Here is a 23,545-nt window from a genome sequence, read left to right on the forward strand (position 1 = left end):
CAGGTGACGGCGCGTACTGCCGGTATGATCGAGCGCGTACTCGTGGCGATGGACGGCTCAGACCTCTCCGAGCGCGCGCTCCGGTACGCGCTCGACGGGCACCCCGACGCCGAGATCACCGTGTTGAACGTCGTCGGCGGCGCGTCGCCGATGATGGGGCAGGCCGCGGGGATCGCCCTGTCGGACGACGGGGAGGGCGGGATCCGCGAGGCCGCCGAGCCGGTGTTCGAGCGGGCCCGCGAGATCGCCGCCGAGCACGACGCGGCGATCGAGACGATCGTGGAGGCGGGGCAGCCCGCCCGCCAGATTATCGACCACGCCGAGGAGTTCGACGTCGTCGTGTTAGGCACCCACAGCGGCTCGCTCGCGGACCGGCTCCTCGTCGGCAACGTGGCCAAGACGGTGTTCCAGCGCTCGCCGGTGCCGGTGACGGTCGTGCGGTGAGTCGGGCTCCCCCGCGGGGGCGCGGCCGCTCCGGTCGCTATTCGATGTAGGCGTTTCCGACGACGGCGACGACGAGCGCGGCGATCACGATCCACGTGAGCGGTTCGACCGCGAGGAGCCGGAGCGGCCGCGCGACCGATTCGTCGAAGCCGAAGAGCGCGCCGCCGGCGAACCCGACCGCCAGCACGAGCGCGCCGACGATTCCGGCGACGCCGAGCAGCGCGCGGTCCGACGCGTCCATACCCGACGTGGGCGTCGGGGCTACTTAAGAAATGTCCGGCGGGCGGTCGCGGAGCGAGACCTACTTGGAACGCTTCGCGACGGTCGTACCATCACATCACTCGGAGCCGAAGAAGCAGGGTACGGCAGGAGGTCGACTACGAGAACGCGCGAAGGTGTACGGCAACCTTCGCGAACTCGTCGATGATCTGCGTGAGGGAGACTACCTGTCGTCCAGACGGAGACGTGGTGTCTCTGCGAGCGTTGATATTGAAGCACGGAGAGCGCCAACTGGTGGGAGCGGGGATGACCTACGCCCACCCCGAACCGAGGTTCATACGTGATGACAATCAAGCGGGGATAGCGGTCGTGTCAAAGCGGTCGCAAGTCGCCGATGAGCGGCGGTCTGTGTGGATGAAATACCACGCAAAAGGGTATAATATGAATGGGATTTCGCTCCCTGATTGGAGCAGGCTTACTCGCCGTTACAGCGGCGAGGCACCGTCGCTCTGATGGTCATCGGGGATAGGCACATTACTGCCACGTCCCGTGGTGCGTGTGACACCAGAGGTACTATGATACAAAACAGTTACTACTACCACTACTATTAGGTGTCACGCCGAGATCCCGATCTGTGGCTCTCTACCGCGGATTCTAGATAATTATCCAACGATCGGCAGGGCACATAACCTCACTGGGTGCCGGTCAGCTGTGGGATCATTTAGAAACTTGATAGAGCCAGGGCAGGGATTTGAACCCCGGAAGTCTCGATTACAAGTCGAGTGCATGAACCACCCATGCTCCCCTGGCGCGTGCGGCCGTACTCGGTCCTCCTATGTGTGCGTGTCGCTTTCCGCGAACCCGGCCGGCGTCAGTCGCTTTCGACCGCGGATTCGGTGCCCCCGTCGCGCCCGTCCTCGTCCTTCGAGGCCGCCGCAGCGTCGTCCTCGTCGTTCAGCGACTTCGTCAGCTCGACGCGGTGGAGGTCGTAGCCGCGGTCCGCGTAAAACTCTCGGGCGCGGTCGTTGTCGGCGAGCGCCTCCAGCGCAACGCGGTCGGCGCCCGCCTCGTCGAGCGCGCGCTCGGCCGCGTCGAGCAGCGCCGCGCCGATCCCTTCCCCGCGCCACTCCGGGGCCACGAACAGGTTGCTGACGGTGCCGCGGGCGGCGTCGCGCTCGTAGTCGCCGCGTTCGAGCGAGAAGCCGACGAAGCCGACCGGCTGGGGGTCGCGGTCCCCATCCCGGTCCGGTTCCGATGCGGGTTCCGGCTCGCGGGCGACGAGCAGCTCGCCCGTCACGACCGACTGCGCGACCCACTCGCGGGCCGTCGCGCGGTTCGCCTCGGCGCGGAGCGTGGCGCCGTGTTCGCGCTGACCGGCCGCGAGCGCCACCCACATGTCGATGACGGCGTCGACGTCGTCGGCGGTCGCCGGCTCGATCAGCGCGTCCGTCTCGCCCATGCGGAGGGCTTCGGCTCGGGGCCTGTTGAGGCTGCCGGCCGGCGAATCGCTCGCTTCGAGGCCGACTCAGATCTCTCGGCAGTTCGGGCAGACGGCCTGCCCGTTGGCGGTGACGAGGTCCGGCACGAGCGCGCCGCAGTTCTCGCAGACGCCCTGCGTCGAGGCGCCGCTCGGCGCGCCCGCGGGCGAGTCGGCGCCGCCGTCGGTGCCGGCGGGCTCGTTCCGCGTCGCGGCCTCCGCGCGCTCCGCCGCCTCCGGGTCCATCGTCGCCTCGGCGCCCCGCTCCGCGTCGGAGTCCGCGGCGGCCGCCGTCGACAACACCGTCCCCTCCGATCGGGGGTCGGTGGCCGCGCTCTCGTCGCCGAACCCCTCGGCGCCGGCGCCCGTCCGCGGCGCGCCCGCGGCGAGGGCGTCGCCGTCCGTGACCACGCCGACCGCCTCGCCGTCGTCGACGGCGACGACGCGGTCCGCCCCCCCCGCGACGAGGCGCTCCTCGACCGCCGCCAGCGAGTCGTCCGGCGACACCGCCGGCAGCGGCGGGCCCATCACGTCGCCGACGGTGCGGTCTTCGGGGGACGCCGCCGCCTTCGATTCGTCGCCGACGCCGGTCGCGGAGAGCAGCGCGTCGAGCGCGTCGCGGGACTCCAGCCGTCCGACCGGCTCGCCGCCGCGCACGACGACCAGGCAGTTCGTCTCCTCGTCGACCAGCAGCGCGGCCGCTTCCGGGAGCGAGTCCGACTCGCTGACGCCGAGGAACTCGCGGTGCATCACGTCGCGGACCGTGGTGTCTGTTCGCATACTTCCCGAATTTGCTCCGATCGGCTAAAAGGTGCCCCCGACACCGTTATATCGGCACCGACCGTAGCCATGCGATCGGGTACCACACTCGGTGACGCGGGCCGCCCGCGACGCTTGCGCGGATCGGCCGCGACAACGAAAGGGAGCGTTCAAGCCCGCGGCCGTTCGAACGCCGATATGGTCATTCCCTCGTTCGTGATCGGGATCGCGGGCGGGACGGGCGCCGGGAAGACGACGGTCTCCCGGCTCGTCACCCGCGATCTCGGCGACAGCGTCACCCGGATCCCGCTGGACAACTACTACGAGGACCTCTCGCACCTCGACTTCGAGGAGCGCCAGGAGGTCAACTACGACCACCCCTCCGCGTTCGAGTGGGAACTCCTCCGGGAGCACCTGGAGGCCCTCTTGGAGGGGCAGTCCGTCGAGATGCCCCAGTACGACTTCGAGATCCACAACCGGAAAGACGAGCGCGTCACCGTCGAGCCGACCGACGTGATCGTGTTGGAGGGCATCCTCGCGCTGTACGACGAGGAGATAAACGCCATGATGGACCTCCGGCTGTTCGTCGAGACGGACGCCGACGTGCGTATTCTCCGGCGAATTCGGCGGGACGTGATCGAGCGCGGCCGCGACCTCGAAGGCGTCATCGACCAGTACCTCTCGACGGTGAAGCCGATGCACGAGCAGTTCATCGAGCCGTCGAAGAAGCACGCCGACGTGATCATCCCGGAGGGCGCCAACAGCGTCGCGGTGAACCTCTTGGAGGAGAAGCTCCGCGCCGAGGTCGAGGGGGACGCAGTCCGGAGCTGGGAGCGCGGCAGCCTCGAACAGGAGCTCGGCGAGAAGCGCTCGCTCGACGTCGACGGCGACGATTAATCGCGGTGAGCCGTCGCGGTCGGCGGAACAGATGTGAGATCGACGAGGAGAGATTCCGAAGTCCCGACCGCTCGCTTATAAATAGCTGGCATTGCTGAAATTGACCAGCTATCTCGAATTTTGGACGACGTGAACGAGTGCGCCGGTGACGGCGGCGGCGATGAAGCAGCCGACTCCGTATATAAGTGCGATCGAGAAGAACGGTCCCAACCCCTGTACCAGTAGCTCCGGACTCCCGGCGTCGATCGCGGCGCGGACGCCGCTACCGAATCCGAAAACGGTCGCGAACACGACGGCAGCGAGTACGCCGGCCTTCGAGCTCTCGATCACCGATCCCGCGAGATCGGTGCTTCTCCCGCCAATGGTTCCGCCCGCCACCGCGCCCCCGAGCGCCCACCCGTCCGGGCCGATGAGTACCCCTGCGATGATACCGACTGCCGAGCCGACGAGTACGCCCGCAATGACGGTTCTGGTGAAAAATCGCATACTGCGATATCTACTTGTTTTTTTAAAGGTATGGGGTTGCTCCCGTGACAGAATCGGAGAAGTGTACTAAGTAAGGTGTGTGGTCTTTCTTCTGTACTGACCGGAATCGAATCGAAGCGTCTCTCGTTTATAAGTAACCGACTGTGGATCGACGACGACCACCGCCAAAGCCCCAGTCGCGAGGGCGGCGCACGCTCGCTGCGGTCCTCAGTCGTTCGCTCCGCTCACTCCTTGCGGTCCTTACTTCGCCTGCGCCGCCCTCGCGACCGCCCCTTTGAGTCCCACCCCGCACCGCACAGCCCCGCACCTCACGCCTCCCCAGCCTCGCGCCTCGCTCGGGGCTCCCTTCGGTCGCCCCCTCGCTCGCCGCGTCCCTCGCGCGTGCTCCTCGCGGCCGCCTCCGGCGGCCACTCGGAGGCACGCGCCGCCGCACCGCTGATCATTTATAAGCAGCTGTCGCAGCCGCTCACGGGTATTTAAATATCGCATCTCGACAGATCGCGCTCACCGCCGCCGGCTCGCCACGCGCTCCTCGGCGGTCTCGGCGCTGACGAGCTCGTAGAGGGTCGCCCGACCGCCGTCCTCCTTCGGGCGGAGCACGCGGCCGAGCCGCTGGGTGAACTCGCGCTCACTGCCCGACCCGGAGAGGAGGACCGCGACGTTGGCGTCGGGCACGTCGACCCCCTCGTCGAGGACGTTCGCGGCGACGACGCGCCCGTAGGTGCCGTCGCGGAAGCGTTCTAAGATTTCGCGACGCTCCTTCGCGCCCGTCTCCGCGGTGATCGCGGGGAGGAGGAAGCGCTCGGAGAGTCGGTAGACGAGGTCGGTGTGGGCCGTGAACACGATCACGCGGTCGTCGCGGTGACGGTCGAGGATCTCGGCGAGCCGCTCGACCTTGCGGTCGGCGTTCATCATGATCTCGCGGGCGTCCCGCTTCGCGAGGAGGGCCTCGCGGGCGGCGGGATCGTTGCCGGAGCGCTTGACGAGCTCCTGGTAGTCGCTCCCGCTGGAGAACGTGATCCCCGCGTCGCGAACGTACTCGACGAACGTGCCCTGCTTCTCGTCGTAGCGCTCGCGCTCCTCCTCTGTGAGCTCCACCTCGATCCGCCGGATGTCGTACGGCGCGAGGTGGTCGCCCGCGAGGTCGTCGACGTCGAGCGCGTAGACGCGCTCGCCCACCAGCTCGGCGACCGCCTTGTGGGCGCCGTCCGGGCGCTCGAAGGTGGCGGTGAGGCCGAGCCGCGCGGGCGCCGCGAGCAGGCGCGCGGCGTCGCGGTACCCCTCGCCGCCGAGGTGGTGGACCTCGTCGAAGACGACGAACTCGAAGGCGTCGCCCACGCCGTCGGCCTTCAGGTACGCGGAGTCGTACGTCGACACCGTGATCGCCTCGCGGCGCTGCTCGCCGCCGCCGAACCGGCCGATCGGGAGGTCGAACTCGCGCTCCAACTCGCGCTGCCACTGGTCGAGCAGGTCCACCGTGGGGACGACGACGAGCGTCGGCACGCCCAGCTCGACCATCGCGCGGATCGCGATCACGGTCTTGCCGGCGCCGGTCGGGAGCTCGATCACCCCGCGGTCGCCCGCCTCGTGCCACGCGTCGAGCGCCTCGCGCTGGTACTCGCGGAGGTCGTAGTCGGTGGCGAGCGCGTCCGGCAGCCCCGCCTCGCTCGCGGCGCGGTCGCTCGCGTCGAGGACCCGGTCGTCGACCGAGACGCCGGCCACCCGGAGCGCCCGGCGCAGTTCGGCGTAGCGGTGCGCCGGCGCGCGACCGGTCCCGGTCCGGGGGTCCGTCTCGACGCCCGGCAGCGGCGGCAGCGCGTCCGGGCCGAGGTCCGGGTCGGCGTCGACGCGGATCGTGCCGTCCTCGTAGGTGAGCCGGACGTCCATCGCCCGGAGTTGCCGACCGACTTACAAAGGCCCACCGCCTCGCCCCGGTATGCGCGCGGACGAACTCGACCCGGACCTCGCGGCGGCGGTCGCCGAGATCGAGTCGCTGGGCCTGCCCGCGTGGAGCGACCTCTCCGCCGACGCCGCCCGACGCTTAGAGGACGAGCTGTTCTCCGGGCCGCCGGAGCCGCCCGTGGGCGACGCCCGCGATTTCGCGTTCGACGGGCCTCACGGCGAGGTGCCGGTCCGGGTGTATCGGCCCGAAGGCGCCGTTGAAGATTCGGCAGAATCCCGCGCACTCGTCCACTTCCACGGCGGCGGGTGGACGCTCGGCACGCTGGACTCCGTCGACGGGATCTGCCGCGAACTCGCGGTCCGCGCCGACGCGGTCGTCGTCTCCGTCGACTACCGGCTCGCCCCGGAACACCCGTTCCCCGTCGCGGTCGACGAGGCGGCCGCCGCACTCGCGTGGGTTGCGGAGACGGCCGACTCCCTCGGCGTCGACTCCGACCGGGTCGGCGTCTCGGGGACGAGCGCCGGCGGCGCGCTCGCGGTCGCGGCGTCGCTCCGGGCTCGGGATCTCGGCGATGTCCCGACTCCCGCCGGCCAGTTCCTGCTCTATCCGATCGCCGGCTACGACTTCGAGACGGACTCCTACCGCGAGAACGCCGACGGGCCGCTCCTGACGCGCGAGGACATGAAGTGGTTCTACGAGCGGTACCTCCGGAGCCCGGTCGACGCCGCGAACCCCTACGCGGTGCCGCTCCGGGCGGACCACCTCGGCGACCTGCCGCCCGCGACGGTCGTCACCGCCGGGTTCGACCCCCTGCGCGACGACGGCGTCGCGCTCGCGGAGCGGTTCGAGCGGGAGGGGACCTCGGTCGAGGGCCGCCACTACCCGGCGATGGCGCACGGGTTCTGTAGCCTCGCGGACCGGGTGGACGCCGCGGAGGCGGCGCTGGAGGCGGTCGCGAGGGACGCGCGGAGCTATCTGTGACTGTCGCGGGGACTCAGGCGTCGACGGTCGTCTTCACGATACTCACCGGCGCGGGCGACTGCCGGGAGACGCGCTCGGTGACGGAGCCGAGCATCCGGCGGTAGTCGCCGGAGCGCGTCTTCGAGCCCATCACCGTGAGGTCGACGTCCTCCTCGTCGGCGTAGCGGAGGATCTCCTCGTGGGGGACGCCGTACCGAAGGGCGGTCGCCGTCTCCACCCCCGCGTCGCGGGCGCGCTCGGCGACGGCGTCGAGCGCCTCGCGGCCGCTCTCTTCGAGCGTCTCCTCGGCGCCCTCGGCCCCGTCGACGAACTCGTCGCCGGAGTAGGCGTTCACCACGTCGCTGTCGACGACGTAGAGGACGTGGAGCGTCGCGTCGTAGCGGTCGGCGGCGTCGATCGCGTGGTCGATCGCGCGGTCGACGCCGACGCTGCCGTCGGTCGGGAGGAGCACGTTGTCGTACATGTGCGGCGGTTCGTCGGGCGACCGAATAAATCGGTCGCCGGTTCTCGACCGGTGGCGAGGTGACCGTTTCCCGAACGGTTAACACGCTGTGTGCCCCCCGGATTCCCATGACCGAGGCCGCGGACCGGATCTTCGTGAACGGGGAGGTACACACGCTCGCGCACCCGGCCGACGGCGGCGACGCGGTCCGCGAGGCCGTCGCCGTGCGGGACGGCGAGATCGTCCGGACCGGGCGGACCCACGACGTGGAGCTGCTCGCGGGCGTCGACACCGACGTGGTCGACCTCGACGGGCGAGTACTCTTACCGGGGTTCGTCGACGCGCACACCCACCTGACCACCGTCGGGCGCTACCTCGTCCACGCGGACCTCTCGGCGGCGGCCTCCCTAGACGAGGCCGTCGACCTGCTCTCGGAGCGCGCAGCGGAAGTGGAATCCGAGTCGAGCGGCGGCGGGGCACCGGACGGCGGCGGGGAGGCGGAGGACTGGGTGCTCGGCTACGGCTACGACGAGTCGACGTGGGACGAGTCGCGCTACCTGACCCGCGCGGACCTCGACCGCGTCTCGACCGAGCGCCCGGTCGCGGCGTTCCGCGAGGACATGCACGTCGCGGCGGTCAACGGCGTCGCGCTCGACCGGTTCGCCGACGACCTGGCGGCCGCCCCGGACGACACCGTCCCGACCGGCGGCGACGGCGAGCCGACCGGCGTCCTCCTCGAAGCCGCCATCGACCCGATATACCGGGCGGTCGAGCCGGACCGCGAGGAGACGCGTGCGGTCGTCGAGGCCGCGCTCGACCACTGCGCCGCCCGCGGGATCACCGGCTTCCACGACATGGTCCGGGACTCGCATGCGCCGCGGGTCTACCGCGCCCTCGACGCGGCCGGGGAGCTCACCGCCCGCGTCCGAATCAACTACTGGAGCGACCACCTCGACGCTGCGCGGGAGGTCGGCCTCGCGACGAACGGCGGGAGCGAGTTCGTCGAGACCGGCGCGATCAAGTCGTACACGGACGGGAGCTTCGGCGGCCGGACCGCGCGCCTCTCGGAACCGTACGCGGACGCCCCCGACGAGACCGGTCAGTGGGTCGTCGACCCCGACGAGCTGAACGAGACGGTTGCGGAAGCGACCGAGGCGGGCTTCCAGTTCACCGCCCACGCCATCGGGGACGAGGCGATCGCGGCCGTGCTCGACGCGTACGAGGACGCCTCGCGGACCGACGCCGGCGAGGCTCGCCACCGGATCGAACACGCCGAGCTGGCCGACGACGAGGCGATCGAGCGGCTCGCGGAGACGGGCGCCGTCGCGAGCGTCCAGCCGAACTTCCTGAAGTGGGCGCGCTCGGACGGCCTCTACGAGGAACGGCTGGGCGAAGCGCGCACCGCCGAGACGAACCGCTACCGCGAGATGCTCGACGCGGGCGTCGAACTCGCGTTCGGCTCCGACGGGATGCCGATGGACCCGCTGTTCGGCGTCCATCAGGCGGTCACCGCTCCAGCCGACCCTCAGCGGCTCACCGTCACCGAGGCGCTGCGCGCGTACACGAGCGGCGCCGCCTACGCCGGCTTCGACGAGGACCGGCTCGGCACGATCGAGGCGGGGAAGCGCGCCGACCTCGTCGCGCTTGACGCCTCGCCGTGGGAGCGCGACGACGCGATCGACGAGATCGACGTCGCGCTGACGGTCGTCGACGGCGCGGTCGTGTTCGACGGCCGGTAGCCGGCGGCGAGGAAGCGCAGCGGCCGTCGAACCGGGGAATCCGCAATCGCTGCCAGAAAACAGCAGTTATTAATCGTGTAGTTCCAATTCGACGGCATGGCAGAGATAGCCATCGAGTACGCCGAGGGGAACCGCCTCCGCTCGGAGGCTGAGACCGCCCGACGGCTCATCGACGCGTACCTCGGCGACCGCCCCGACGTCGACCGCGTCACGCTGTCGCCCTCCGGCGAGTCGGTGTTCTGCGTCAGCGTCGAGGGAGACCGAATCTGGTGTACCGACCCCCGCGAGTGGATCGACGCGATGGAGGCGGTGACCGCCGCGCGGCGGCGGCTCTCCGAGGTCTCGTAGCGCTCCGTTCGTCGGCCGGTCGGCGCTCACTCCGAGCCGTCGGGCCGGTCGCCGTCGGACGCGGTCGCGGTCGCGTCCGCGTGCGAGTGCGCGAACTCCCGTAGCAGCTTGCCCGCCACCGCCGCCGCCTGCCCGTCGTCGCGGTCGTTCACCTCGACGACATCGAACCCGTCGGCGCGGGGCGCCACCGCGCGCACGAGATCCCGGACCCCTCGGGGTTCCAGCCCGAACGGCTCCATCGTTCCCGTCCCGGGGGCGTAGGCGGGGTCGAGGGCGTCGATGTCGATCGAACAGTAGACGGAGTCGTCCCCGAACGCGTCCTCGCTATCGAGCGCGTCGAGCCACTCGCGGGCGTCCTCGGGCGCGACGATTTCCACGTCGGCGTCGGCCGCGCGGTTCCACTCCGCCTCGGACCCCGTCCGGGCGCCGACGATCACGGCGCGGTCGACGCCGAGGTCGTCGAGGCAGCGGCGCGTGACGCAGGCGTGGCTCCACGGGTTGCCGTCGTACGCCTCGCGGAGGTCGAGGTGCGCGTCGGCGACGACCAAGACGTCGGGGTCGACGGCGTCGACGCCCGCGTACGTGACCGTGTGTTCGCCGCCGAGGAGGAGGGGGATGGCGTCATCGTAGACGACGCTCCGGAGCTCCGCGGCGAGGTGGTCGAGGTACGCCGGCACGTCGTCCCACGGGCGCACGTCGCCGTCGTCGTGGACGCCCAGCGCGGAGAATCGGCTGTCGGTGCGGCGGTCGTAGTCGTCGTACGTCTCGGCGAATCGCCGGACCCGGTCCGGTCCGAACCGGGTGCCCGGCTGAAAAGTGGTCGTGGCGTCGAGCGGAGCGCCGACGACCACGTAGGAAGCAGCTTCGCGGCCGGTCGTCGCCCCGGGGAACATGCCGACTACCCGATGATCTTCCGTTGGCCCTCGTAGTCGAGGTACTCGATGTTGTCGTCCGAGGTGAAGTCCTCGCCCTCGGGGATGCGCATCGTGAACGTGTCGTAGGTGTCTAAGTCCATCACCTGGACCTCGTCGTCGTTGACGTTGACGACCTGTCCCTGCTTGCGCTCGATGATCGGGACCCACACCTTCGCGTCGACCGGCTGCGAGAGCGAGCGCTTCTTGTCGTCGAAGACGCCCTTCCCCTCGACGCGGGCCTTCGCGCTGCCGTGTTTTCCGGGTTTGGCGGTGCTGTAGTGGTTGATCTTACAGGGCGCGTCGTCCATCATCACGTAGCTGCCCTCCTGGAGTTCGCGAACCTGCTTCTGCTCTCGCGGCATGAGCGTCAATTCCCGCGGCGCGTGTATAAACGGTTTGGAACGCCGTCGGACGGGCGTTCGTCGAGTCGGCGACCGCGCCCGTGGTGAGTTCGCCGGACTCGGCCGCGGCGGTCAGGGGTCGAGTTCGTCGACGTACTCCTCTACCCCTTCGTCGTCGTCGACGTTCCCGTCCGGCGGGACGAACTGCCCCGTGTACAGGTAGCTGACGACGAACATGACGATGAAGCCGACGCCGACCGCGGCGGTCGTCCGCACGACGAACGGGAAGTCGACGACGATATAGAAAAAGCGGTCAGCGATCGCGATGGCGACCGCCGCCGTCACCAGTATCTTCTGCTCGTCGGTCGGGTCGCGGACGAACTCGACCACGTCGTCTTTGAGGTCGCCGAACAGGCCCATCAGGCGTCACCTCCGGTCGCCGCGGCCGAGCCGGACGCCGCCGCGTGGTCCTCGATCACGCGGGTCACGCGGTCGAGCCCGTCTTCCAGCTCCTCGGTCGGGAGGCCGAACCCGATCCGGAAGCGGTTCGGGAAGCCGAACAGGTTGCCGGGCGCGAGGACGACGTTCGCCTCCTCGACGACCGTCCGGCAGAACGCCTCCGCGTCGTCGAAGCCCTCGGGGAGAGTGACGAACGCGTTGACGCCGACGGGGTCGAGCCAGTCGAGGTCGTGCTCGTCGACCCAGTCCGCGACCGTCTCGCGGTGGTCGCTCGCCAGCTCGCGGTTCTCGGCGAGGATGCGGTCCTCGCGCCGGCCTAAGGCCTGCTTCGCCACGTGCTGGCCGAAGAGGCTCGGCGAGATGGTCGTGTAGTCCTTCCACTGCCACGCGCGCTCGACGACCGGTTCCGGCCCGGCGATCCAGCCGAATCGCAGGCCGGCGAGCCCGTACGCCTTCGTGAGACTGGTGGTGGAGATACCGTGCGCGCCGTAGCTCGCGACCGGGGGCTGTGGCTCCTCGGCGAGGAGGCGGTACACCTCGTCGCAGAGCAGGTAGGCGTCGCGCTCGACCGCCACGTCGTAGACGGCCCGCATCGCGGCCTCGTCGTGGTACTTCCCGGTGGGGTTGTTCGGGTTGTTCACGACGATGGCGGCCGTGTCGTCGCGGGCGGCGTCGGCGATAGCCTCGGGGTCGAGCTCCCACTCCGGCGGATCCAGCTCGACGTGGGTCACGTCGCCGAACGCGTCCGGAACGGCGTGGAGCGCCTGATACGTGGGGGTGACGACGACGGCGTGGGTGCCGGAGCCGACGCCCGCCGCGTCGACGTCCGCGTCGCCTCCTTCCCCGTCGACGGCGCCCTCGTCGCCCAGAAGCGAGAGGAACGTCAGGAAGTTCGCCTCTTGGGTGCCGCAGGTGAAGAGGACCTCGTCGGCGGAGCGGTCGTAGCGGTCGCCGACGGACGCCCGGAACTCGGGGTCGCCGTTCGTCGGGATGACGTAGCCGAGCTTCCCCGGGTCGAGGTCGAACCGACTCGCGTCGAGCGACCGGATGCCGCTCTCGGCCAGCATGATGTCGGCCTCGTGTTCGTGCTCCGCGAACCAGCGTTCGAGGCCGAACGGGTCGATGCGCATACTCGGTGTCGGGCCGGCGCGAGGTTAGGTGCTGTGGTTGCCGGTGGCGATCGCGGGGCGGACGGATGCGCTCCGTGGTGGTGTTCCGGCGAGTCGACGGGGAACGCTCCCGAAGCCCCAGCCACTCATTTATAAATGGTTGATCGCGGATCGGCGGTGAACACTTCCAAAGCCCCAGCCGCGAGACCACAGTACGCTCGTTGCGCTCCTCGCTCGCTCCGCTCGCTGCGGTGCTTACGTCGCCTACTGTGGTCTCGCGGCTGCCCCTTTGAGTCCCGCCCCGCACCGCACAGCACCGCACCTCACACCTCCCCAGCCTCGCGGCTCCCTCGCGCGCGCTCCTCGCGGCCGCCTTCGGCGGCCACTCGGAGGCACGCGCCACCGCGTTGCTCTTTATAAGCTATCGTCGCCGCCGGTGGCGGATATTTAAATACCGCATCGCGGCCGCCGCGTCCGCCCCACCGCAACGACTTTCCTCGCCGGTTGTGACCCGAGCACATGGTTCTCACCCGGCAACGGCTGCTGGCGGTGCTGCTCGTCGCGCTGGCGACGCTCGCGGCGGCCGTGCTGGCGGAGGTGCTGCGGACGGTCGTGTTCGCGGTCACCGTCGCGTACGTCCTGTTCCCGCTCCGGCAGCGGCTCGTCGGCCGCGGCCTCTCGCGTCGGATCGCGTGCGCCGCCGCCACCGCGGTGGCGTTCGTCGGCGCGACGCTCCTCGTGGCGCCGCTGCTGTACGCGCTGTACCGGCGCCGCTCTCAGCTGATCGCGATCCTCGAGGGGATCCCGGACGTGGTCCCGATCAGCGTCGGCGGCTTCGAGACGGTCGTCGAGATCGCGCCGTTCGTCGCGGCCGCCGAGACGTGGATCCGCGGGGTCGCGATCGCGGTCGCGGGCGCGGCGCCGGTGCTCGTCTTGGAACTCGTCGTGTTCACGTTCCTCGTGTACGGTATCCTCTATCGCCCCGGCGCGGTCGGAACGGCCGTCTTCGGCGTCGTCCCGGCCGAGTACCACGACATTCCGACTCGACTCCACAGGCGGACGCGGGAGACGCTGTACTCGATCTACGTGCTTCAGGCCGCGACCGCGGCGGGCACGTTCGTCCTCGCGCTCGCGGTGTTCCGGGCGCTGGGGTACGGCTCGCCGGTCCTGTTGGCCGTTATCGCGGGCGTCCTCCAGTTCGTCCCCGTCGTCGGCCCGAGCGTCCTCGTCGTCGCGCTCGGCGTCGGCGACTTTCTCGTCGGCGAGACCGCGCGGGCGGTCGCCGTGCTGGCTATCGGGCTCGTCGTCGTCGCCTTCGTGCCCGACGCGGTGATCCGGACCCGTCTCGCCGGTCGGACCGGGAAGATCGCTCCCGGGCTCTACTTCGTCGGGTTCGTCGGCGGCATCCTCACGCTCGGCGCCGTCGGCGTCATCGTCGGCCCGCTCGTCGTCTCGCTGCTGCTCGAAGCCATCGACATGCTCTCGGAAGGCGGCGCGGCGTCGGGGGGCGTCGCGGCGGCGGCCGAGTCAGTCGACGGGAGCGATGACTCGCCGGACTGACCGGCCACTAACCGCCTGAATTCACTCTCCGGCGCCGGTACGGCTTTCCCTCCGCCGGCCGTCCCTCCGGTATCTGATGTCCTCGACGGACCCCCCCACCGCTGTCGGCGACGCGCCGACGCTCGCGGCGCGACGACTCGACGGCCTCGCCGACCGCGCGGCGCGAGCGCGGCCAGCGGACGACGGCGACGACGGCGACGGCCCGAGCGGCGACCCCGACGCGATCGACGTGTTCGCCCCGGCGACCGACGAGCGGATCGGGAGCGTCCCGGCCTGCGACGCGGCGGACGTGGCGGCCGCGGTCGAGCGCGCTCGGGACGCACAGGCGGCGTGGGCCGAGACGCCCGCGGCGGAGCGCGCGCGGATCGTCGAGCGGTTCGGCGACCTCGTCGTCGACCGCCGCGAGGAGCTGCTCGACGTCCTCCAGGTCGAGACCGGGAAGTCCCGCCGCACCGCGGTCGAGGAGCTGTTCGACGTGCCGAGCGGCTGCGCGTACGTCGCGGGCGAGGCGCCGGACGCGCTGGTCGAGGAGCGCCGCCGCGGCGTCGCACCCGGGATCGCGACCGCGACGGTCACGTACGAGCCGGTCGGCGTCGTCGGCGTGATCTCGCCGTGGAACTACCCGCTCACCCTGTCGATGGCCGACGCGATCCCAGCGCTGGCCGCGGGCAACGCGGTCGTCCTCAAGCCGGACGAGAAGACGCCGTACGGGGCCCTGCTACTCTCCGAACTGCTGGAGCTCGCCGGTCTCCCCGACGGCCTCTTCCAAGTCGTCACCGGCGAGGGGCCCGAGACCGGCCCGCCGCTGATCGACGCGGTCGACTACGTCGCGTTCACCGGCAGCACGGCGGTCGGGCGGACGATCGCCGAGCGCGCGGGGCGGAACCTGATCGGCTGCTCGCTGGAGCTCGGCGGCAACAACCCGCTCGTCGTGTGCGGCGACGCCGACGTCGACGAGGCCGCCCGCGGGGCGGTCCAGGCCTGCTTCTCGAACGCCGGCCAGCTCTGCCTCTCCGCCGAGCGGATCTACGTCGTCGAGTCCGCGTACGACGCCTTCCTCGACGCGTTCGTCCGCGAGACCGAGGCGCTGACGCTCGGGACCGGCTACGACTACGACGCCGACCTCGGCTCGCTCGTCGACGCCGACCAGCTGGCGCGGGTCGAGTCGCACGTCGCGGACGCCCGCGAGCGCGGCGCGACCGTCGAGATCGGCGGCCGCGCCCGGGCCGACGTCGCGCCGTACTGCTACGAGCCGACGATCTTGACCGGCGTCGACCCGGACGCGACGCTCGCCTGTGAGGAGACGTTCGGCCCCGTCGCCGCGGTGACGCCGGTCCCGGACGCGGCGGCCGCGGTCGACGCGGCCAACGACTCTCCGTACGGCCTCAACGCGAGCGTCTGGACCGCGGACCGCGAGCGGGGCGCCGAGCTCGCCCGCGAGATCGACTGCGGCACGGTGAACGTCAACGACGCGTTCCTCGCGACGTGGGGCGCAAACGACGCGCCGATGGGCGGGTTCGGCGACTCCGGGCTCGGGCGCCGACACGGACCGGAGGGGATTCAGCGGTACGCGGAGTCGCGGACGGTCGGCGTCTCGCGGGTCGGCCCGCTGACCTTCCCCGACCGGATCCCGACCGACTGGTTCGTCGGCGGGGCGTTCGCCGCGATGGGGGTCGGGCGGCGGGTGCGCCGCGGCCTCCGAGCGGTCCGCCGTCGCCTGTCGCGCCGCTGATCGGGATGGGTCGTCGGGGAAAATATCGAAGTACGGACGGGGAGTTACTCGTCGTCGATCAGGTCGCCGAACACGGAGGCTGCGGTGTCGGGCACGTCGAAGTCGTGGTAGTGCTCGCCCTTCTCGTTCGAGAGGATGTTGAGCGCGGCGGCGGCGCCGTCGCCCGCGGAGATGACCGCCTGCCACTCCTCGGCGCGGGCCATCGCGCCGGTCGCGTAGACGCCCTCGACGCTGGTCTCCATCGAGACGCCGACGCTGACGGTGTCGTCGTCGTCGAACTCGCAGCCCAGCTCCTCCGCGAGGTCGCGGTTCGCGCCCGTCGCGAGGACGACGTAGTCGGCGTCGTACTCGCCCTCCTCGGTCGTCACGGCGAAGCCGTCGCCGGCCTCTTCGACGGCGGTGACCTCCTCGCCTTGGTGGCGGTCGACGCCGAAGTCGTCGACCTGCTGGCGCGCGGTCGCCAGGAACTCGCTGCCGCCGACGGAGCCCACGCCGAGGTAGTTGAACAGGTGCGCCTTGTGCATCCACGTCCCGTCCGTGTCGAAGAGGACGGTGTCGAGGCCGTTCTTGCTCGCGAACAGTCCCGCGCTCAGTCCGGCGGGTCCACCGCCGACGATTGCGACGTCTGTCATAGCCGCGTGTACGCGGCCCGGCTCATAAGGGTTGGCGGAAGCGGGGATCGACGGAACCCGGCCGATGCGGCCGCCACCGCCGACGGAGGGCACGGAGCGCGGGCCCGAGCGCGGTCACTCGGTGAAGTCGGTGAGCGAACCGGCACCGTCGTCTCCGGAGTCGTCGTCGCTTTCGGAGCTGTCGCCGCCCCCGTCGACGTCGCCTTCCTCGCGGCCGTTCGCCTCCCCCCACGGGTCGTCGGGGTCGACCGGCTCGACGGCCCGGTCGAGTTCGGCGGCGTCGTACTCGACGTCCTCGTCGAGGATCATCGCGAGGCGCTGCCAGCGCGCGCTCCGCTCGTCTTCGCCCTCCGGGCCGACGCGCGCCCCGTGGGTCTTGAAGAAGCGGGTGCCGCGCCCGCGCTTCGACCCCTCCCCGGTGTGGCCGTCGAAGACGGCGTCGAACGTCTCCTCCGGTTCGAGGTCCCCGACCGGGAAGTCGTGGGCGGGTTCCTCGCCGCGCTCGCGGGCCTCGGCCCGGACCTCGGCGACGGCGGAGAAGTACGCGTCCGCGTTCGACGCCTCGCGGGTCGAGCGGGCGCGGGCCGCCGCGAGCGCGGCGTGGACCGCACAGAGGCGGCCCTTCCACGCGTCCGGCTCCCAGCGCTCGGTGGCGAGCTCCTCGTAGCGCTCGATCAGGAGCGCGATCTCGTCGCCCGCGCGGAGGTCCTCGACGACGTAGAGGTTCAGCCGGTCCCAGAGGTTCCAGGCGTACCCGGAGCGGGCCAGCTCCCAGGCCGCCCACGCCGCGATCTCTTCGTCGGAGCGCCGGACCGCCTTCTGGAGGAGGCTGGAGACGACGTAGCGGCTGTACCCGCCGTCGGTCTCGTTGGCCGCCTTCTCCTCGCCGAAGTCGTTCTCGCCCGTCGCGTCCGGCGTCGTCTCGGTTTCGAGGCTCCCGTCCGACCCGAACGTCGCCTGTCTGTCGTCGCCGTCGGCCATGTCCCCGCTCCCGCCGCGAGCGACTTAACTGCCGCGCGGCGAGGCGGTCCGGTCGCGACGCGAGCGGCGTTCGAGTCCGGCGATCGGGGGCGCGGTACAGCGGATCACACCGGTTCTGAAAGGGAACCCTTAAGTCGAATCCAGCGGCTATGTTTCGGTAACCGCCCTTAGCTCAGCTTGGTAGAGCAGTCGACTGTAGATCGACTTGTCCCCCGTTCAATTCGGGGAGGGCGGATCTAACATTTCCGTCGATTCCGGGTGGAACCCGGAACCGGCGATTTCCGAGCGTAGAAGACGTGAGCCGTTAGGCCGCGTTTTCAGAAGACGCCCGAAAAAATCGGAGTTCAACAAGCTTCGTAACGCTCCCCGACGCCGTCGTGCGAATTTCGAAGTGGACGGGGGTAGAAGATGAGTTCCCGTCGCAACAGTGACGAGGAGGATGTACCCGAGGAGCAGTCGGACGGGGACGCGCTGGCGCCGCACCACTTCTACGTCGGCGTGGCGCTGTCGCTGTTCGGTTTCGCGTCGATCTGGCCGTACTACCCGGCGACGGGTGCGGGCTTCGCGTTCATCGGTCTGCTGGTCGCGCTCGACGACGTGATCGAGCACATGACTCCGTATTCGACGCCGCTCGATCAGGTGTGGAAGCGTGCCGTGTTCCCAATTATAAGAGAGTTAGAAAATCACGCTGGACCCTGATGTAATTCAAAGTTTTTGAAATCATGACAAGGTTGCTTGGTACATAATCTAATCGGCTCTGTTGAATTTTGACTCACTATTATATGGTTACTCACAATACATTCGCGTAGCAATTGCTATCCAAACATGTCTGAGCAGGATGGTCCTTCTACACCTAGTGAGATAAGAACATACCGTCGAGCCTTAGAAGACGCCAGAGATACACTTGGAGAGCTTTACCAGTCGATTTCAATACTTGAGCAGAAAGGGTGGAGAGTAGTACGTATTAATTTGATCATCACCACAATCGTACTATCCGCATTAACCACTAGTGGAGCACTGGTGAGTATTCGTCTTATACCTTTGACTCTCCTTTTTTTATCAACACTTTTTCTCTCTGTATCTACTGGTTGGGGTTTTGCGATGCAAAAACGGCGGTCTGCTGAATTAGGGGTGGGATCTGAGATGTTAAATATAGCAGCAGAAGGCTCTCATCATGAGCACGATTATCTTAGTAGGGCATTGGATATGTACCTTGAGAGTATTAAAACCGCCAAGCAGAGAAATGGAAGAATGGCTACTTATTTGGATGCTGCCATCTACACTAGTATTGTTGGCGTGACACTTATGTTGTCTACACTCATACTAGTATATATAATATGACTGAATCCGACGAAACAGACGACTCGGAGCCTGAAACCACAGCGAATCCGTTTGATGATGCAGACACAGAAGAGGTATTCAACATGGAATTCGAGGGACCAGATCTTTCCAGAATCATTCGGAAGGCTTCAGAAGACGAAGCCGAGGACAAAGGCGAAGACGAGGAGCCCAAAGACAGCGATAACTAACAATCTCTAAACAAACGCCTGCGTCCGCTCCTCGGTATGCTCGCTAACGACCTCGTCGACGCCCTCCCGATCGACCATCGCCGCGTGTAGCGCCTCACCGGTCGTCATCAGCTCGCTCATGTCGTCGGCCTCCTCGATCCCCTCCTCCCACGCTTCACGTTCACCGGGACGGAAGATCCCACGATCGTCGAGCGCGGCGACCAATTCTCGCAGATCCTCGCGATAGGCGGATTGGAGAGACCTGTTTCACTTTTACTCAGCGCCCATGGCTTATGTCTTTATTTAAACACCCGCTTCGTCCACGTGTGCCGCCAAGTAGGACGCAGCAGATGATTGTTGAGCAGCGCGCGAAGGAACTGGAGGATTCCGGCGGATGCTCCGACCGGAGGCGGAACAGGCGTTCGGCGAAGTAATGGGGATGATGGGCGCCAATGCTGGCGCCGCTGAGTACCTGGAGCCGGCGTCACCGCGGCGAGGGATGGACCTCTCGCTGTACATCGAGGCCGAACTGGAGCAACAGGCGCTCTAAAGAGAAATTGAAGAATTATAGCAAGAAATTGAGCAATTAAAGAACTATCTGATCTCAAGTGAGTGAATAAATAGAGTTTGAATGTGGTGTATGCTGTCCAGTATTATTTTGCGTTGACGTAAACCGCGACACCAGCGATTGAAGCCGACAGGAATGCTACGAGGTTCGCTTGTGCCGAAAATCCTGTCGGAGACAGACCACGGAAGTAAATCCATAGCACGCTGAAGAGGACGAATACCAGACACCCCAGTAGTGCTTCGGCACTAATTGTCATCACTAATCACCTTTCGTCTGCTCATGTTGATGCTGTTGGAATGCATCAACACCTACAACGGCGTAAGAGCCGTTATAACAGGCTGAAACTCCTTAGTTCGACAAACGAAGAATCCGGTTCTACAATTCGGGAACCTACTTCGACGAATGTAGAATGGGAGGAAAGTTTTGACCTCCCGTGCTGTTTTTGCTCTATGGAGAGTGAACAGGATGAATTACCAGATTGGATCTCCTCCAGAATTGAGGAACCAAATTACAATAAAGACCTGACACAGAAACGAGTTGCTGAGGAGTTTGAATTTGGTGACCGACCGTTCTATAATGTTTCTCAGATGCACGCTGCCCTCGGAGGATCGGTTAGTGATGACACTGTACGGGCTCGACTAAAAGAACTGAATGAGAGGGACGTACTACAGCTTCAAGAGGTCAACAACGGGAAGATTTACTGGCTCGATCGTCCTGAGTCAAGCTGGCCTATTCCACCAGATGTTGAGGTTGAACCGAAGTCGTCTGAGATGACGCTTTCCAAATGGCGAAGTCAGACACATGTCCAAACAGCAGCTGTATCCATACTTGCCGCAATATTAGGGACCGCTGTGACGCTCGTCGGTGTTTTTCAGACTGGTGGCTACTATCAACTCCCAATTTCTGGTGGTGAACTCATCACATACGGGCTAAGCGCTGCGCTGATGAGTTATGTGGGACTGTTTGCTTCAGGAGCTATGTGGATATTTACTCAATCAGAACCCGACGAGACATCATTAGGGATTGAATGAACTGTAACTCTAGAAGTGGGTCACAACAGAACCGAGAATATTAGGCGCTGAAAAGTAACAGCGAAACCGCTCGATCGCGGCCGAGCGTGAGGGTAAGGCCGCCACCACCCGACTTTTCACGGCTCCCGGCGACGGGTGGGTATGAGCGTTCGCTGGCGGCCGATCGCCGTCGTCCTCCTCGTCGTGCTCGCCGGTTGCGCCGGCGCGCCGGTCCCGGACGTCGGCTCCGAATCGCCGCCCGCCGACCTCAATTCCCCGCCCGACAATCCCGACGGCATCGACCCCAACGACCCGGACGACACCGCCTGGACCGGCACCGTCGTGCGCGTCGTCGACGGCGACACGATGGAGGTCGAGTTCCCGAACGGCGAGGTCGACACCGTCCGGCTGCTCGGCGTCGACACGCCCGAGACGAGCGCGGAGTCGACCTCGCCCGGCGAGTTCGAGGGGATCCCGGAGACGGACGCCGGCCGGGCGCACCTCCGGGCGTGGGGCCTTGAGGCGTCGGCGTTCGCGGAGTCGGAGCTCGCCGGCGAGGAAGTCACGGTCGTCACCGGCGGCGACCGTCGCGGGGGCTACGGGCGCCTCCTCGCGGTGCTGTACGTCGACGGCGAGGACTTCAACGAGCGCCTGCTGACCGAGGGGTACGCGCGGCTGTACGACACCGAGTTCGCGCTGCGCGACGCGTACGCAGCGGCCGAGGCGGACGCGATGGAGCGCGGGGCGGGGCTCTGGGCGTTCGACGAGTCCGACTACCCCACCGAGCCGAGCGAGGTCGACGACGAGGACCTCCCGCCGCTCCCCGAGGACGGCGACTACGACTGCGGCGACTTCGACACGCGGGCGGAGGCGAACGCGGTCCTCGACCGGTCGCCGGGCGACCCGCACGACCTCGACGCCGACGGCGACGGCGAGGCGTGCGAGTCGCTCCCGTGAGACACGACGTTTTATGCGACGGGCGGGCGCCCAATCGGTCATGGAGTACACGACGCTGGGCGGGACCGGGACGACCGTGAGCGGACTCGCGCTGGGCTGTATGAGCTTCGGGAGCGGCCACGACTGGATGCTCGACGAGGAGGAGGGCCGCGAGCTGATCGAGCGCGCGATCGAACTCGGGATCACGTTCTTCGACACCGCGAACGTCTACTCGAACGGGGAGAGCGAGGAGATCCTCGGCGACGTCCTCGGCGAGTACGACCGCGACGAGTTCGTCGTCGCCACGAAGGTGTACGGCGAGATGGACGAGTCGAACCCCAACTCTGGCGGGCTCTCCCGGAAGGCGATCGAACAGGAGCTGTCGAACTCGCTCGACCGGCTCGGGATGGACACGATCGACCTGTACCAGATCCACCGCTGGGATTACGACACGCCGATCGAGGAGACGCTCGCGACGCTCGACGACGCGGTGCGGCGCGGCGACGTGCGCTATATCGGCGCCTCCTCGATGTGGGCCCACCAGTTCGCGGAGGCGCTTCACACGAGCGAGCGCGAGGGGTACGAACGGTTCGTCACGATGCAGAACCTCTACAACCTCGCGTACCGCGAGGAGGAGCGGGAGATGGTCCCGCTCTGTCAAAAGAAAGATGTGGGAATGATCCCGTGGAGCCCCGTCGGCGCGGGGTACCTCGCGCGACCGTACGAACAGGACGACGCGACCACGCGCGGGGAACACGAGACCGAACTCGGCCGGCCCTACCGCGAGGGCGGCGGCGAGGAGATCAACCGCCGCGTCGAGGAGCTCGCCGACGAGAAGGGCGTGAAGATGGCGCAGATCGCGCTCCGGTGGGTGGCCGGCAAGGACGTCGTCGACGCGCCCATCGTCGGCACCTCCAGCGTCGAACACCTCGAAGACGCCGTCGAGGCGCTCGACGTCGACCTCTCCGACTCCGACGTCGAGTGGCTCGAAGAGCCGTACGAGCCGGTCCGCGTCTCCGGTCACGAGTAGGGAGTCGGGCCGCCGGGCGCAGACCGACGGCCGACGGCCCTGTGTCGCCGTAACACACTTAAGAGCGCGCTCGATACGGTGTCGTAGTGGCATCCCGACAGGGCGGGTCGGGGGACGCGGAGCCCCTCGGGCCCGGATCGACGGAGCGTCGGACCGCTTCCACGACCGCCGCCGCGAGCCGAGAGGACGACGTACGGCCTCGGTCGCCGCCGGAGTCGCCGGCGCGCCGCCGCGCTCGCGCCGGCCGATCCGACCGGACCGGCCGAAGCCGGGAGTATCGGTCGGTCGATTCGCCGCGCGGCGGGGAGGCCGCCGCCCGGACGCCGGAGGACCCGCCCGTGCGCGACCCTTCGCTTTACGCGCTCACCGACCACTTCCGCGAGCGGCTCGAACAGCCCGGTCGGTACGTCTCGACGCGCAGCGTGAGCGACGCGATCCGTGAGGGACAGCTCCGCTGGAACAGCACCGACGGCTGGCGGTTCGCCCTCGTCGAGGGCGGCGTCCGCTTCGTCGTGGTCGTGGGCGACACGGAGACGAACTCCCCGGTCGTCGTCACCGGCTGGACCGAGGTCGCGGACCGCGAGGCCGCCCTCGAAGCCTCGCGGTGGGACGGCGTCGACGTCGACACCATCGCCGTGCGCGCCGCCCTGAGCGAGTCGGCGTCGACGCCGATCCCCGACCGGATCCGGCCCCGGACCGTCACCCGCCCGTTCGAGGTCGGCGAGCACCGCCTCGAGACCGAGCCGGGCGAACCGTTCGTGCGCTGTACCGACTGCGGCTGTCGGTTCCGCTCGAAGGAGGGGATCACCTCGCGGCGGTGTCGACAGCGGTCCCCGGGTCGGTAGCCGGCGACGTTATTTATTAACGATAGCCGAACGGCGAAGTTGATTCTCAGGAGCCACCTTAGTGCGGTGGCGCGTGCCTGCGAGCGGCCGCTAGGCCGCGAGCCAGCACGCGCGAGGGAGTCGCTGGCGGCGCCAGCCGCCAGCGACGAGGCTGGGGAGGTGTGGGGCTGCCGTGCGGGGGGGTCGGGTGGGACTAAAAGGGGGAGGCGCCGTGTAGGGAAAGAG

28 protein-coding genes and 2 tRNA genes are annotated in these 23,545 nt (G+C 68.1%); 16 read left to right on the top strand and 14 right to left on the bottom strand.

Going from position 1 to position 23,545, the window contains the following annotated elements; all coding sequences use genetic code 11:
• Window positions 1–24 precede the first annotated feature (24 nt).
• Window positions 25–444, top strand: coding sequence for a universal stress protein (locus AC4NMM_RS06330; protein ID WP_096395907.1), 420 nt, complete (start codon window positions 25–27; stop codon window positions 442–444).
• 37 nt (window positions 445–481) lie between these two features.
• Here the strand turns inward: AC4NMM_RS06330 and AC4NMM_RS06335 are convergent, their stop codons facing one another.
• The 4 genes from AC4NMM_RS06335 to AC4NMM_RS06350 all read right to left on the bottom strand — a co-directional run bounded on the left by AC4NMM_RS06335 (window position 482) and on the right by AC4NMM_RS06350 (window position 2,920).
• Window positions 482–685, bottom strand: coding sequence for a hypothetical protein (locus AC4NMM_RS06335; RefSeq protein ID WP_096395909.1), 204 nt, complete (start codon window positions 683–685; stop codon window positions 482–484).
• A 714-nt stretch (window positions 686–1,399) separates the two neighbouring features.
• Window positions 1,400–1,473 (bottom strand) — tRNA-Thr (locus tag AC4NMM_RS06340).
• Between the two features lie 61 nt (window positions 1,474–1,534).
• Entirely contained in the window at window positions 1,535–2,122 is a 588-nt protein-coding gene (locus AC4NMM_RS06345) for a GNAT family N-acetyltransferase (protein WP_096395911.1), read from the bottom strand.
• A 66-nt stretch (window positions 2,123–2,188) separates the two neighbouring features.
• Entirely contained in the window at window positions 2,189–2,920 is a 732-nt protein-coding gene (locus AC4NMM_RS06350; RefSeq protein ID WP_491923855.1) for a CBS domain-containing protein, read from the bottom strand.
• Window positions 2,921–3,097: 177 nt separating this feature from the next.
• Here AC4NMM_RS06350 and udk point away from each other — a divergent pair, with 177 nt between their 5' ends.
• Complete coding sequence (gene udk / locus AC4NMM_RS06355) at window positions 3,098–3,796, top strand: uridine kinase (protein WP_096395915.1); 699 nt, start codon at window positions 3,098–3,100, stop codon at window positions 3,794–3,796.
• A 108-nt stretch (window positions 3,797–3,904) separates the two neighbouring features.
• Here udk and AC4NMM_RS06360 read toward each other — a convergent pair whose 3' ends face one another.
• Together AC4NMM_RS06360 and AC4NMM_RS06365 are read right to left on the bottom strand one after the other, a co-directional pair.
• Window positions 3,905–4,282: a hypothetical protein gene (locus AC4NMM_RS06360; protein WP_491923856.1), complete on the bottom strand. Its 378-nt coding sequence runs from the start codon at window positions 4,280–4,282 to the stop codon at window positions 3,905–3,907.
• Window positions 4,283–4,786: 504 nt separating this feature from the next.
• A complete protein-coding gene (locus AC4NMM_RS06365) occupies window positions 4,787–6,169 on the bottom strand; it encodes a DEAD/DEAH box helicase family protein (RefSeq protein WP_491923857.1) in 1,383 nt (460 codons plus the stop codon).
• 49 nt (window positions 6,170–6,218) lie between these two features.
• On the opposite strand from AC4NMM_RS06365, the gene lipP1 reads away from it, so the two are divergent.
• Window positions 6,219–7,166, top strand: coding sequence for a LipP1 family hormone-sensitive lipase (gene lipP1 / locus AC4NMM_RS06370; protein ID WP_096395921.1), 948 nt, complete (start codon window positions 6,219–6,221; stop codon window positions 7,164–7,166).
• A 13-nt stretch (window positions 7,167–7,179) separates the two neighbouring features.
• On the opposite strand, the gene AC4NMM_RS06375 is transcribed toward lipP1, so the two are convergent.
• Window positions 7,180–7,629: a universal stress protein gene (locus AC4NMM_RS06375; protein ID WP_096395923.1), complete on the bottom strand. Its 450-nt coding sequence runs from the start codon at window positions 7,627–7,629 to the stop codon at window positions 7,180–7,182.
• A 107-nt stretch (window positions 7,630–7,736) separates the two neighbouring features.
• Here AC4NMM_RS06375 and AC4NMM_RS06380 point away from each other — a divergent pair, with 107 nt between their 5' ends.
• Together AC4NMM_RS06380 and AC4NMM_RS06385 are read left to right on the top strand one after the other, a co-directional pair.
• Complete coding sequence (locus tag AC4NMM_RS06380) at window positions 7,737–9,347, top strand: amidohydrolase (protein ID WP_096395926.1); 1,611 nt, start codon at window positions 7,737–7,739, stop codon at window positions 9,345–9,347.
• 96 nt (window positions 9,348–9,443) lie between these two features.
• Complete coding sequence (locus AC4NMM_RS06385) at window positions 9,444–9,695, top strand: SelT/SelW/SelH family protein (RefSeq protein WP_017344604.1); 252 nt, start codon at window positions 9,444–9,446, stop codon at window positions 9,693–9,695.
• Between the two features lie 26 nt (window positions 9,696–9,721).
• On the opposite strand, the gene AC4NMM_RS06390 is transcribed toward AC4NMM_RS06385, so the two are convergent.
• From AC4NMM_RS06390 to AC4NMM_RS06405, 4 genes are all read right to left on the bottom strand, one after another.
• Complete coding sequence (locus tag AC4NMM_RS06390) at window positions 9,722–10,588, bottom strand: agmatinase family protein (protein ID WP_491923858.1); 867 nt, start codon at window positions 10,586–10,588, stop codon at window positions 9,722–9,724.
• A 5-nt stretch (window positions 10,589–10,593) separates the two neighbouring features.
• Window positions 10,594–10,971: a translation initiation factor IF-5A gene (locus tag AC4NMM_RS06395; RefSeq protein ID WP_096395930.1), complete on the bottom strand. Its 378-nt coding sequence runs from the start codon at window positions 10,969–10,971 to the stop codon at window positions 10,594–10,596.
• A 111-nt stretch (window positions 10,972–11,082) separates the two neighbouring features.
• Window positions 11,083–11,370 (bottom strand): hypothetical protein, encoded by a 288-nt coding sequence (locus tag AC4NMM_RS06400; protein ID WP_491923859.1) that lies wholly within the window; start codon window positions 11,368–11,370, stop codon window positions 11,083–11,085.
• Entirely contained in the window at window positions 11,370–12,539 is a 1,170-nt protein-coding gene (locus AC4NMM_RS06405; protein WP_491923860.1) for an aminotransferase class I/II-fold pyridoxal phosphate-dependent enzyme, read from the bottom strand. The genes AC4NMM_RS06400 and AC4NMM_RS06405 overlap by 1 nt, the downstream gene beginning before the upstream one ends.
• A gap of 498 nt (window positions 12,540–13,037) precedes the next feature.
• Here AC4NMM_RS06405 and AC4NMM_RS06410 point away from each other — a divergent pair, with 498 nt between their 5' ends.
• Window positions 13,038–14,078 carry an AI-2E family transporter gene (locus AC4NMM_RS06410; protein ID WP_491923861.1) on the top strand — a complete coding sequence of 347 codons (1,041 nt, stop codon included), beginning with the start codon at window positions 13,038–13,040 and terminating at the stop codon, window positions 14,076–14,078.
• Window positions 14,079–14,154: 76 nt separating this feature from the next.
• A complete protein-coding gene (locus tag AC4NMM_RS06415; RefSeq protein ID WP_491923862.1) occupies window positions 14,155–15,810 on the top strand; it encodes a succinic semialdehyde dehydrogenase in 1,656 nt (551 codons plus the stop codon).
• A 44-nt stretch (window positions 15,811–15,854) separates the two neighbouring features.
• Here the strand turns inward: AC4NMM_RS06415 and AC4NMM_RS06420 are convergent, their stop codons facing one another.
• Both AC4NMM_RS06420 and AC4NMM_RS06425 read right to left on the bottom strand, forming a co-directional pair.
• Window positions 15,855–16,442 (bottom strand): NAD(P)/FAD-dependent oxidoreductase, encoded by a 588-nt coding sequence (locus AC4NMM_RS06420; protein ID WP_096395941.1) that lies wholly within the window; start codon window positions 16,440–16,442, stop codon window positions 15,855–15,857.
• A gap of 114 nt (window positions 16,443–16,556) precedes the next feature.
• Window positions 16,557–17,423 carry a hypothetical protein gene (locus AC4NMM_RS06425; protein WP_096395943.1) on the bottom strand — a complete coding sequence of 289 codons (867 nt, stop codon included), beginning with the start codon at window positions 17,421–17,423 and terminating at the stop codon, window positions 16,557–16,559.
• A 161-nt stretch (window positions 17,424–17,584) separates the two neighbouring features.
• Here AC4NMM_RS06425 and AC4NMM_RS06430 point away from each other — a divergent pair.
• The 4 genes from AC4NMM_RS06430 (at window position 17,585) to AC4NMM_RS06445 (ending at window position 18,952) form a co-directional block, all read left to right on the top strand.
• Window positions 17,585–17,658 (top strand) — tRNA-Tyr (locus AC4NMM_RS06430).
• Between the two features lie 173 nt (window positions 17,659–17,831).
• Window positions 17,832–18,122, top strand: a complete 291-nt coding sequence (locus AC4NMM_RS06435) for a hypothetical protein (protein WP_172863975.1) — start codon at window positions 17,832–17,834, stop codon at window positions 18,120–18,122.
• Window positions 18,123–18,248: 126 nt separating this feature from the next.
• The gene (locus tag AC4NMM_RS06440; protein WP_157745997.1) at window positions 18,249–18,764 is read left to right on the top strand and encodes a hypothetical protein; all 516 of its coding nucleotides are present in this window, start codon (window positions 18,249–18,251) and stop codon (window positions 18,762–18,764) included.
• Window positions 18,761–18,952 carry a hypothetical protein gene (locus AC4NMM_RS06445; RefSeq protein ID WP_157745999.1) on the top strand — a complete coding sequence of 64 codons (192 nt, stop codon included), beginning with the start codon at window positions 18,761–18,763 and terminating at the stop codon, window positions 18,950–18,952. Before AC4NMM_RS06440 ends, AC4NMM_RS06445 begins: the two co-directional genes overlap by 4 nt.
• 6 nt (window positions 18,953–18,958) lie before the next feature.
• On the opposite strand, the gene AC4NMM_RS06450 is transcribed toward AC4NMM_RS06445, so the two are convergent.
• Window positions 18,959–19,156, bottom strand: coding sequence for a hypothetical protein (locus tag AC4NMM_RS06450; protein ID WP_231899181.1), 198 nt, complete (start codon window positions 19,154–19,156; stop codon window positions 18,959–18,961).
• Window positions 19,157–19,325: 169 nt separating this feature from the next.
• Between AC4NMM_RS06450 and AC4NMM_RS06455 the strand changes: the two genes are divergently transcribed.
• The 5 genes from AC4NMM_RS06455 to AC4NMM_RS06475 all read left to right on the top strand — a co-directional run bounded on the left by AC4NMM_RS06455 (window position 19,326) and on the right by AC4NMM_RS06475 (window position 23,320).
• Window positions 19,326–19,481, top strand: coding sequence for a hypothetical protein (locus AC4NMM_RS06455; RefSeq protein WP_231899182.1), 156 nt, complete (start codon window positions 19,326–19,328; stop codon window positions 19,479–19,481).
• Between the two features lie 467 nt (window positions 19,482–19,948).
• Window positions 19,949–20,530, top strand: coding sequence for a hypothetical protein (locus AC4NMM_RS06460; RefSeq protein ID WP_096395948.1), 582 nt, complete (start codon window positions 19,949–19,951; stop codon window positions 20,528–20,530).
• Window positions 20,531–20,671: 141 nt separating this feature from the next.
• The gene (locus tag AC4NMM_RS06465; RefSeq protein WP_096395950.1) at window positions 20,672–21,466 is read left to right on the top strand and encodes a thermonuclease family protein; all 795 of its coding nucleotides are present in this window, start codon (window positions 20,672–20,674) and stop codon (window positions 21,464–21,466) included.
• A 40-nt stretch (window positions 21,467–21,506) separates the two neighbouring features.
• Window positions 21,507–22,475: an aldo/keto reductase gene (locus tag AC4NMM_RS06470; protein ID WP_096395952.1), complete on the top strand. Its 969-nt coding sequence runs from the start codon at window positions 21,507–21,509 to the stop codon at window positions 22,473–22,475.
• Between the two features lie 86 nt (window positions 22,476–22,561).
• Window positions 22,562–23,320 (top strand): hypothetical protein, encoded by a 759-nt coding sequence (locus tag AC4NMM_RS06475; RefSeq protein ID WP_491923863.1) that lies wholly within the window; start codon window positions 22,562–22,564, stop codon window positions 23,318–23,320.
• The last annotated feature ends 225 nt before the right edge of the window (window positions 23,321–23,545 follow it).

The sequence above is a fragment of the Halorubrum sp. SD41 genome (assembly GCF_058630335.1).

What these genes read in the sequence shown, in the direction of transcription:
- AC4NMM_RS06400 (WP_491923859.1), bottom strand. Translation starts at nt 11,370, where the DNA reads ATGGGCCTGTTCGGCGACCTCAAAGACGACGTGGTCGAGTTCGTCCGC.
- AC4NMM_RS06335 (WP_096395909.1), bottom strand. Translation starts at nt 685, where the DNA reads ATGGACGCGTCGGACCGCGCGCTGCTCGGCGTCGCCGGAATCGTCGGC.
- AC4NMM_RS06375 (WP_096395923.1), bottom strand. Translation starts at nt 7,629, where the DNA reads ATGTACGACAACGTGCTCCTCCCGACCGACGGCAGCGTCGGCGTCGAC.
- AC4NMM_RS06460 (WP_096395948.1), top strand. Translation starts at nt 19,949, where the DNA reads ATGGAGAGTGAACAGGATGAATTACCAGATTGGATCTCCTCCAGAATT.
- AC4NMM_RS06445 (WP_157745999.1), top strand. Translation starts at nt 18,761, where the DNA reads ATGACTGAATCCGACGAAACAGACGACTCGGAGCCTGAAACCACAGCG.
- AC4NMM_RS06395 (WP_096395930.1), bottom strand. Translation starts at nt 10,971, where the DNA reads ATGCCGCGAGAGCAGAAGCAGGTTCGCGAACTCCAGGAGGGCAGCTAC.
- AC4NMM_RS06350 (WP_491923855.1), bottom strand. Translation starts at nt 2,920, where the DNA reads ATGCGAACAGACACCACGGTCCGCGACGTGATGCACCGCGAGTTCCTC.
- AC4NMM_RS06345 (WP_096395911.1), bottom strand. Translation starts at nt 2,122, where the DNA reads ATGGGCGAGACGGACGCGCTGATCGAGCCGGCGACCGCCGACGACGTC.
- AC4NMM_RS06440 (WP_157745997.1), top strand. Translation starts at nt 18,249, where the DNA reads ATGTCTGAGCAGGATGGTCCTTCTACACCTAGTGAGATAAGAACATAC.
- AC4NMM_RS06365 (WP_491923857.1), bottom strand. Translation starts at nt 6,169, where the DNA reads ATGGACGTCCGGCTCACCTACGAGGACGGCACGATCCGCGTCGACGCC.
- AC4NMM_RS06425 (WP_096395943.1), bottom strand. Translation starts at nt 17,423, where the DNA reads ATGGCCGACGGCGACGACAGACAGGCGACGTTCGGGTCGGACGGGAGC.
- AC4NMM_RS06380 (WP_096395926.1), top strand. Translation starts at nt 7,737, where the DNA reads ATGACCGAGGCCGCGGACCGGATCTTCGTGAACGGGGAGGTACACACG.
- lipP1 (WP_096395921.1), top strand. Translation starts at nt 6,219, where the DNA reads ATGCGCGCGGACGAACTCGACCCGGACCTCGCGGCGGCGGTCGCCGAG.
- AC4NMM_RS06330 (WP_096395907.1), top strand. Translation starts at nt 25, where the DNA reads ATGATCGAGCGCGTACTCGTGGCGATGGACGGCTCAGACCTCTCCGAG.
- AC4NMM_RS06420 (WP_096395941.1), bottom strand. Translation starts at nt 16,442, where the DNA reads ATGACAGACGTCGCAATCGTCGGCGGTGGACCCGCCGGACTGAGCGCG.
- AC4NMM_RS06360 (WP_491923856.1), bottom strand. Translation starts at nt 4,282, where the DNA reads ATGCGATTTTTCACCAGAACCGTCATTGCGGGCGTACTCGTCGGCTCG.
- AC4NMM_RS06390 (WP_491923858.1), bottom strand. Translation starts at nt 10,588, where the DNA reads ATGTTCCCCGGGGCGACGACCGGCCGCGAAGCTGCTTCCTACGTGGTC.
- AC4NMM_RS06470 (WP_096395952.1), top strand. Translation starts at nt 21,507, where the DNA reads ATGGAGTACACGACGCTGGGCGGGACCGGGACGACCGTGAGCGGACTC.
- AC4NMM_RS06385 (WP_017344604.1), top strand. Translation starts at nt 9,444, where the DNA reads ATGGCAGAGATAGCCATCGAGTACGCCGAGGGGAACCGCCTCCGCTCG.
- AC4NMM_RS06455 (WP_231899182.1), top strand. Translation starts at nt 19,326, where the DNA reads ATGCTCCGACCGGAGGCGGAACAGGCGTTCGGCGAAGTAATGGGGATG.
- AC4NMM_RS06410 (WP_491923861.1), top strand. Translation starts at nt 13,038, where the DNA reads ATGGTTCTCACCCGGCAACGGCTGCTGGCGGTGCTGCTCGTCGCGCTG.
- AC4NMM_RS06435 (WP_172863975.1), top strand. Translation starts at nt 17,832, where the DNA reads ATGAGTTCCCGTCGCAACAGTGACGAGGAGGATGTACCCGAGGAGCAG.
- udk (WP_096395915.1), top strand. Translation starts at nt 3,098, where the DNA reads ATGGTCATTCCCTCGTTCGTGATCGGGATCGCGGGCGGGACGGGCGCC.
- AC4NMM_RS06465 (WP_096395950.1), top strand. Translation starts at nt 20,672, where the DNA reads ATGAGCGTTCGCTGGCGGCCGATCGCCGTCGTCCTCCTCGTCGTGCTC.
- AC4NMM_RS06405 (WP_491923860.1), bottom strand. Translation starts at nt 12,539, where the DNA reads ATGCGCATCGACCCGTTCGGCCTCGAACGCTGGTTCGCGGAGCACGAA.
- AC4NMM_RS06415 (WP_491923862.1), top strand. Translation starts at nt 14,155, where the DNA reads ATGTCCTCGACGGACCCCCCCACCGCTGTCGGCGACGCGCCGACGCTC.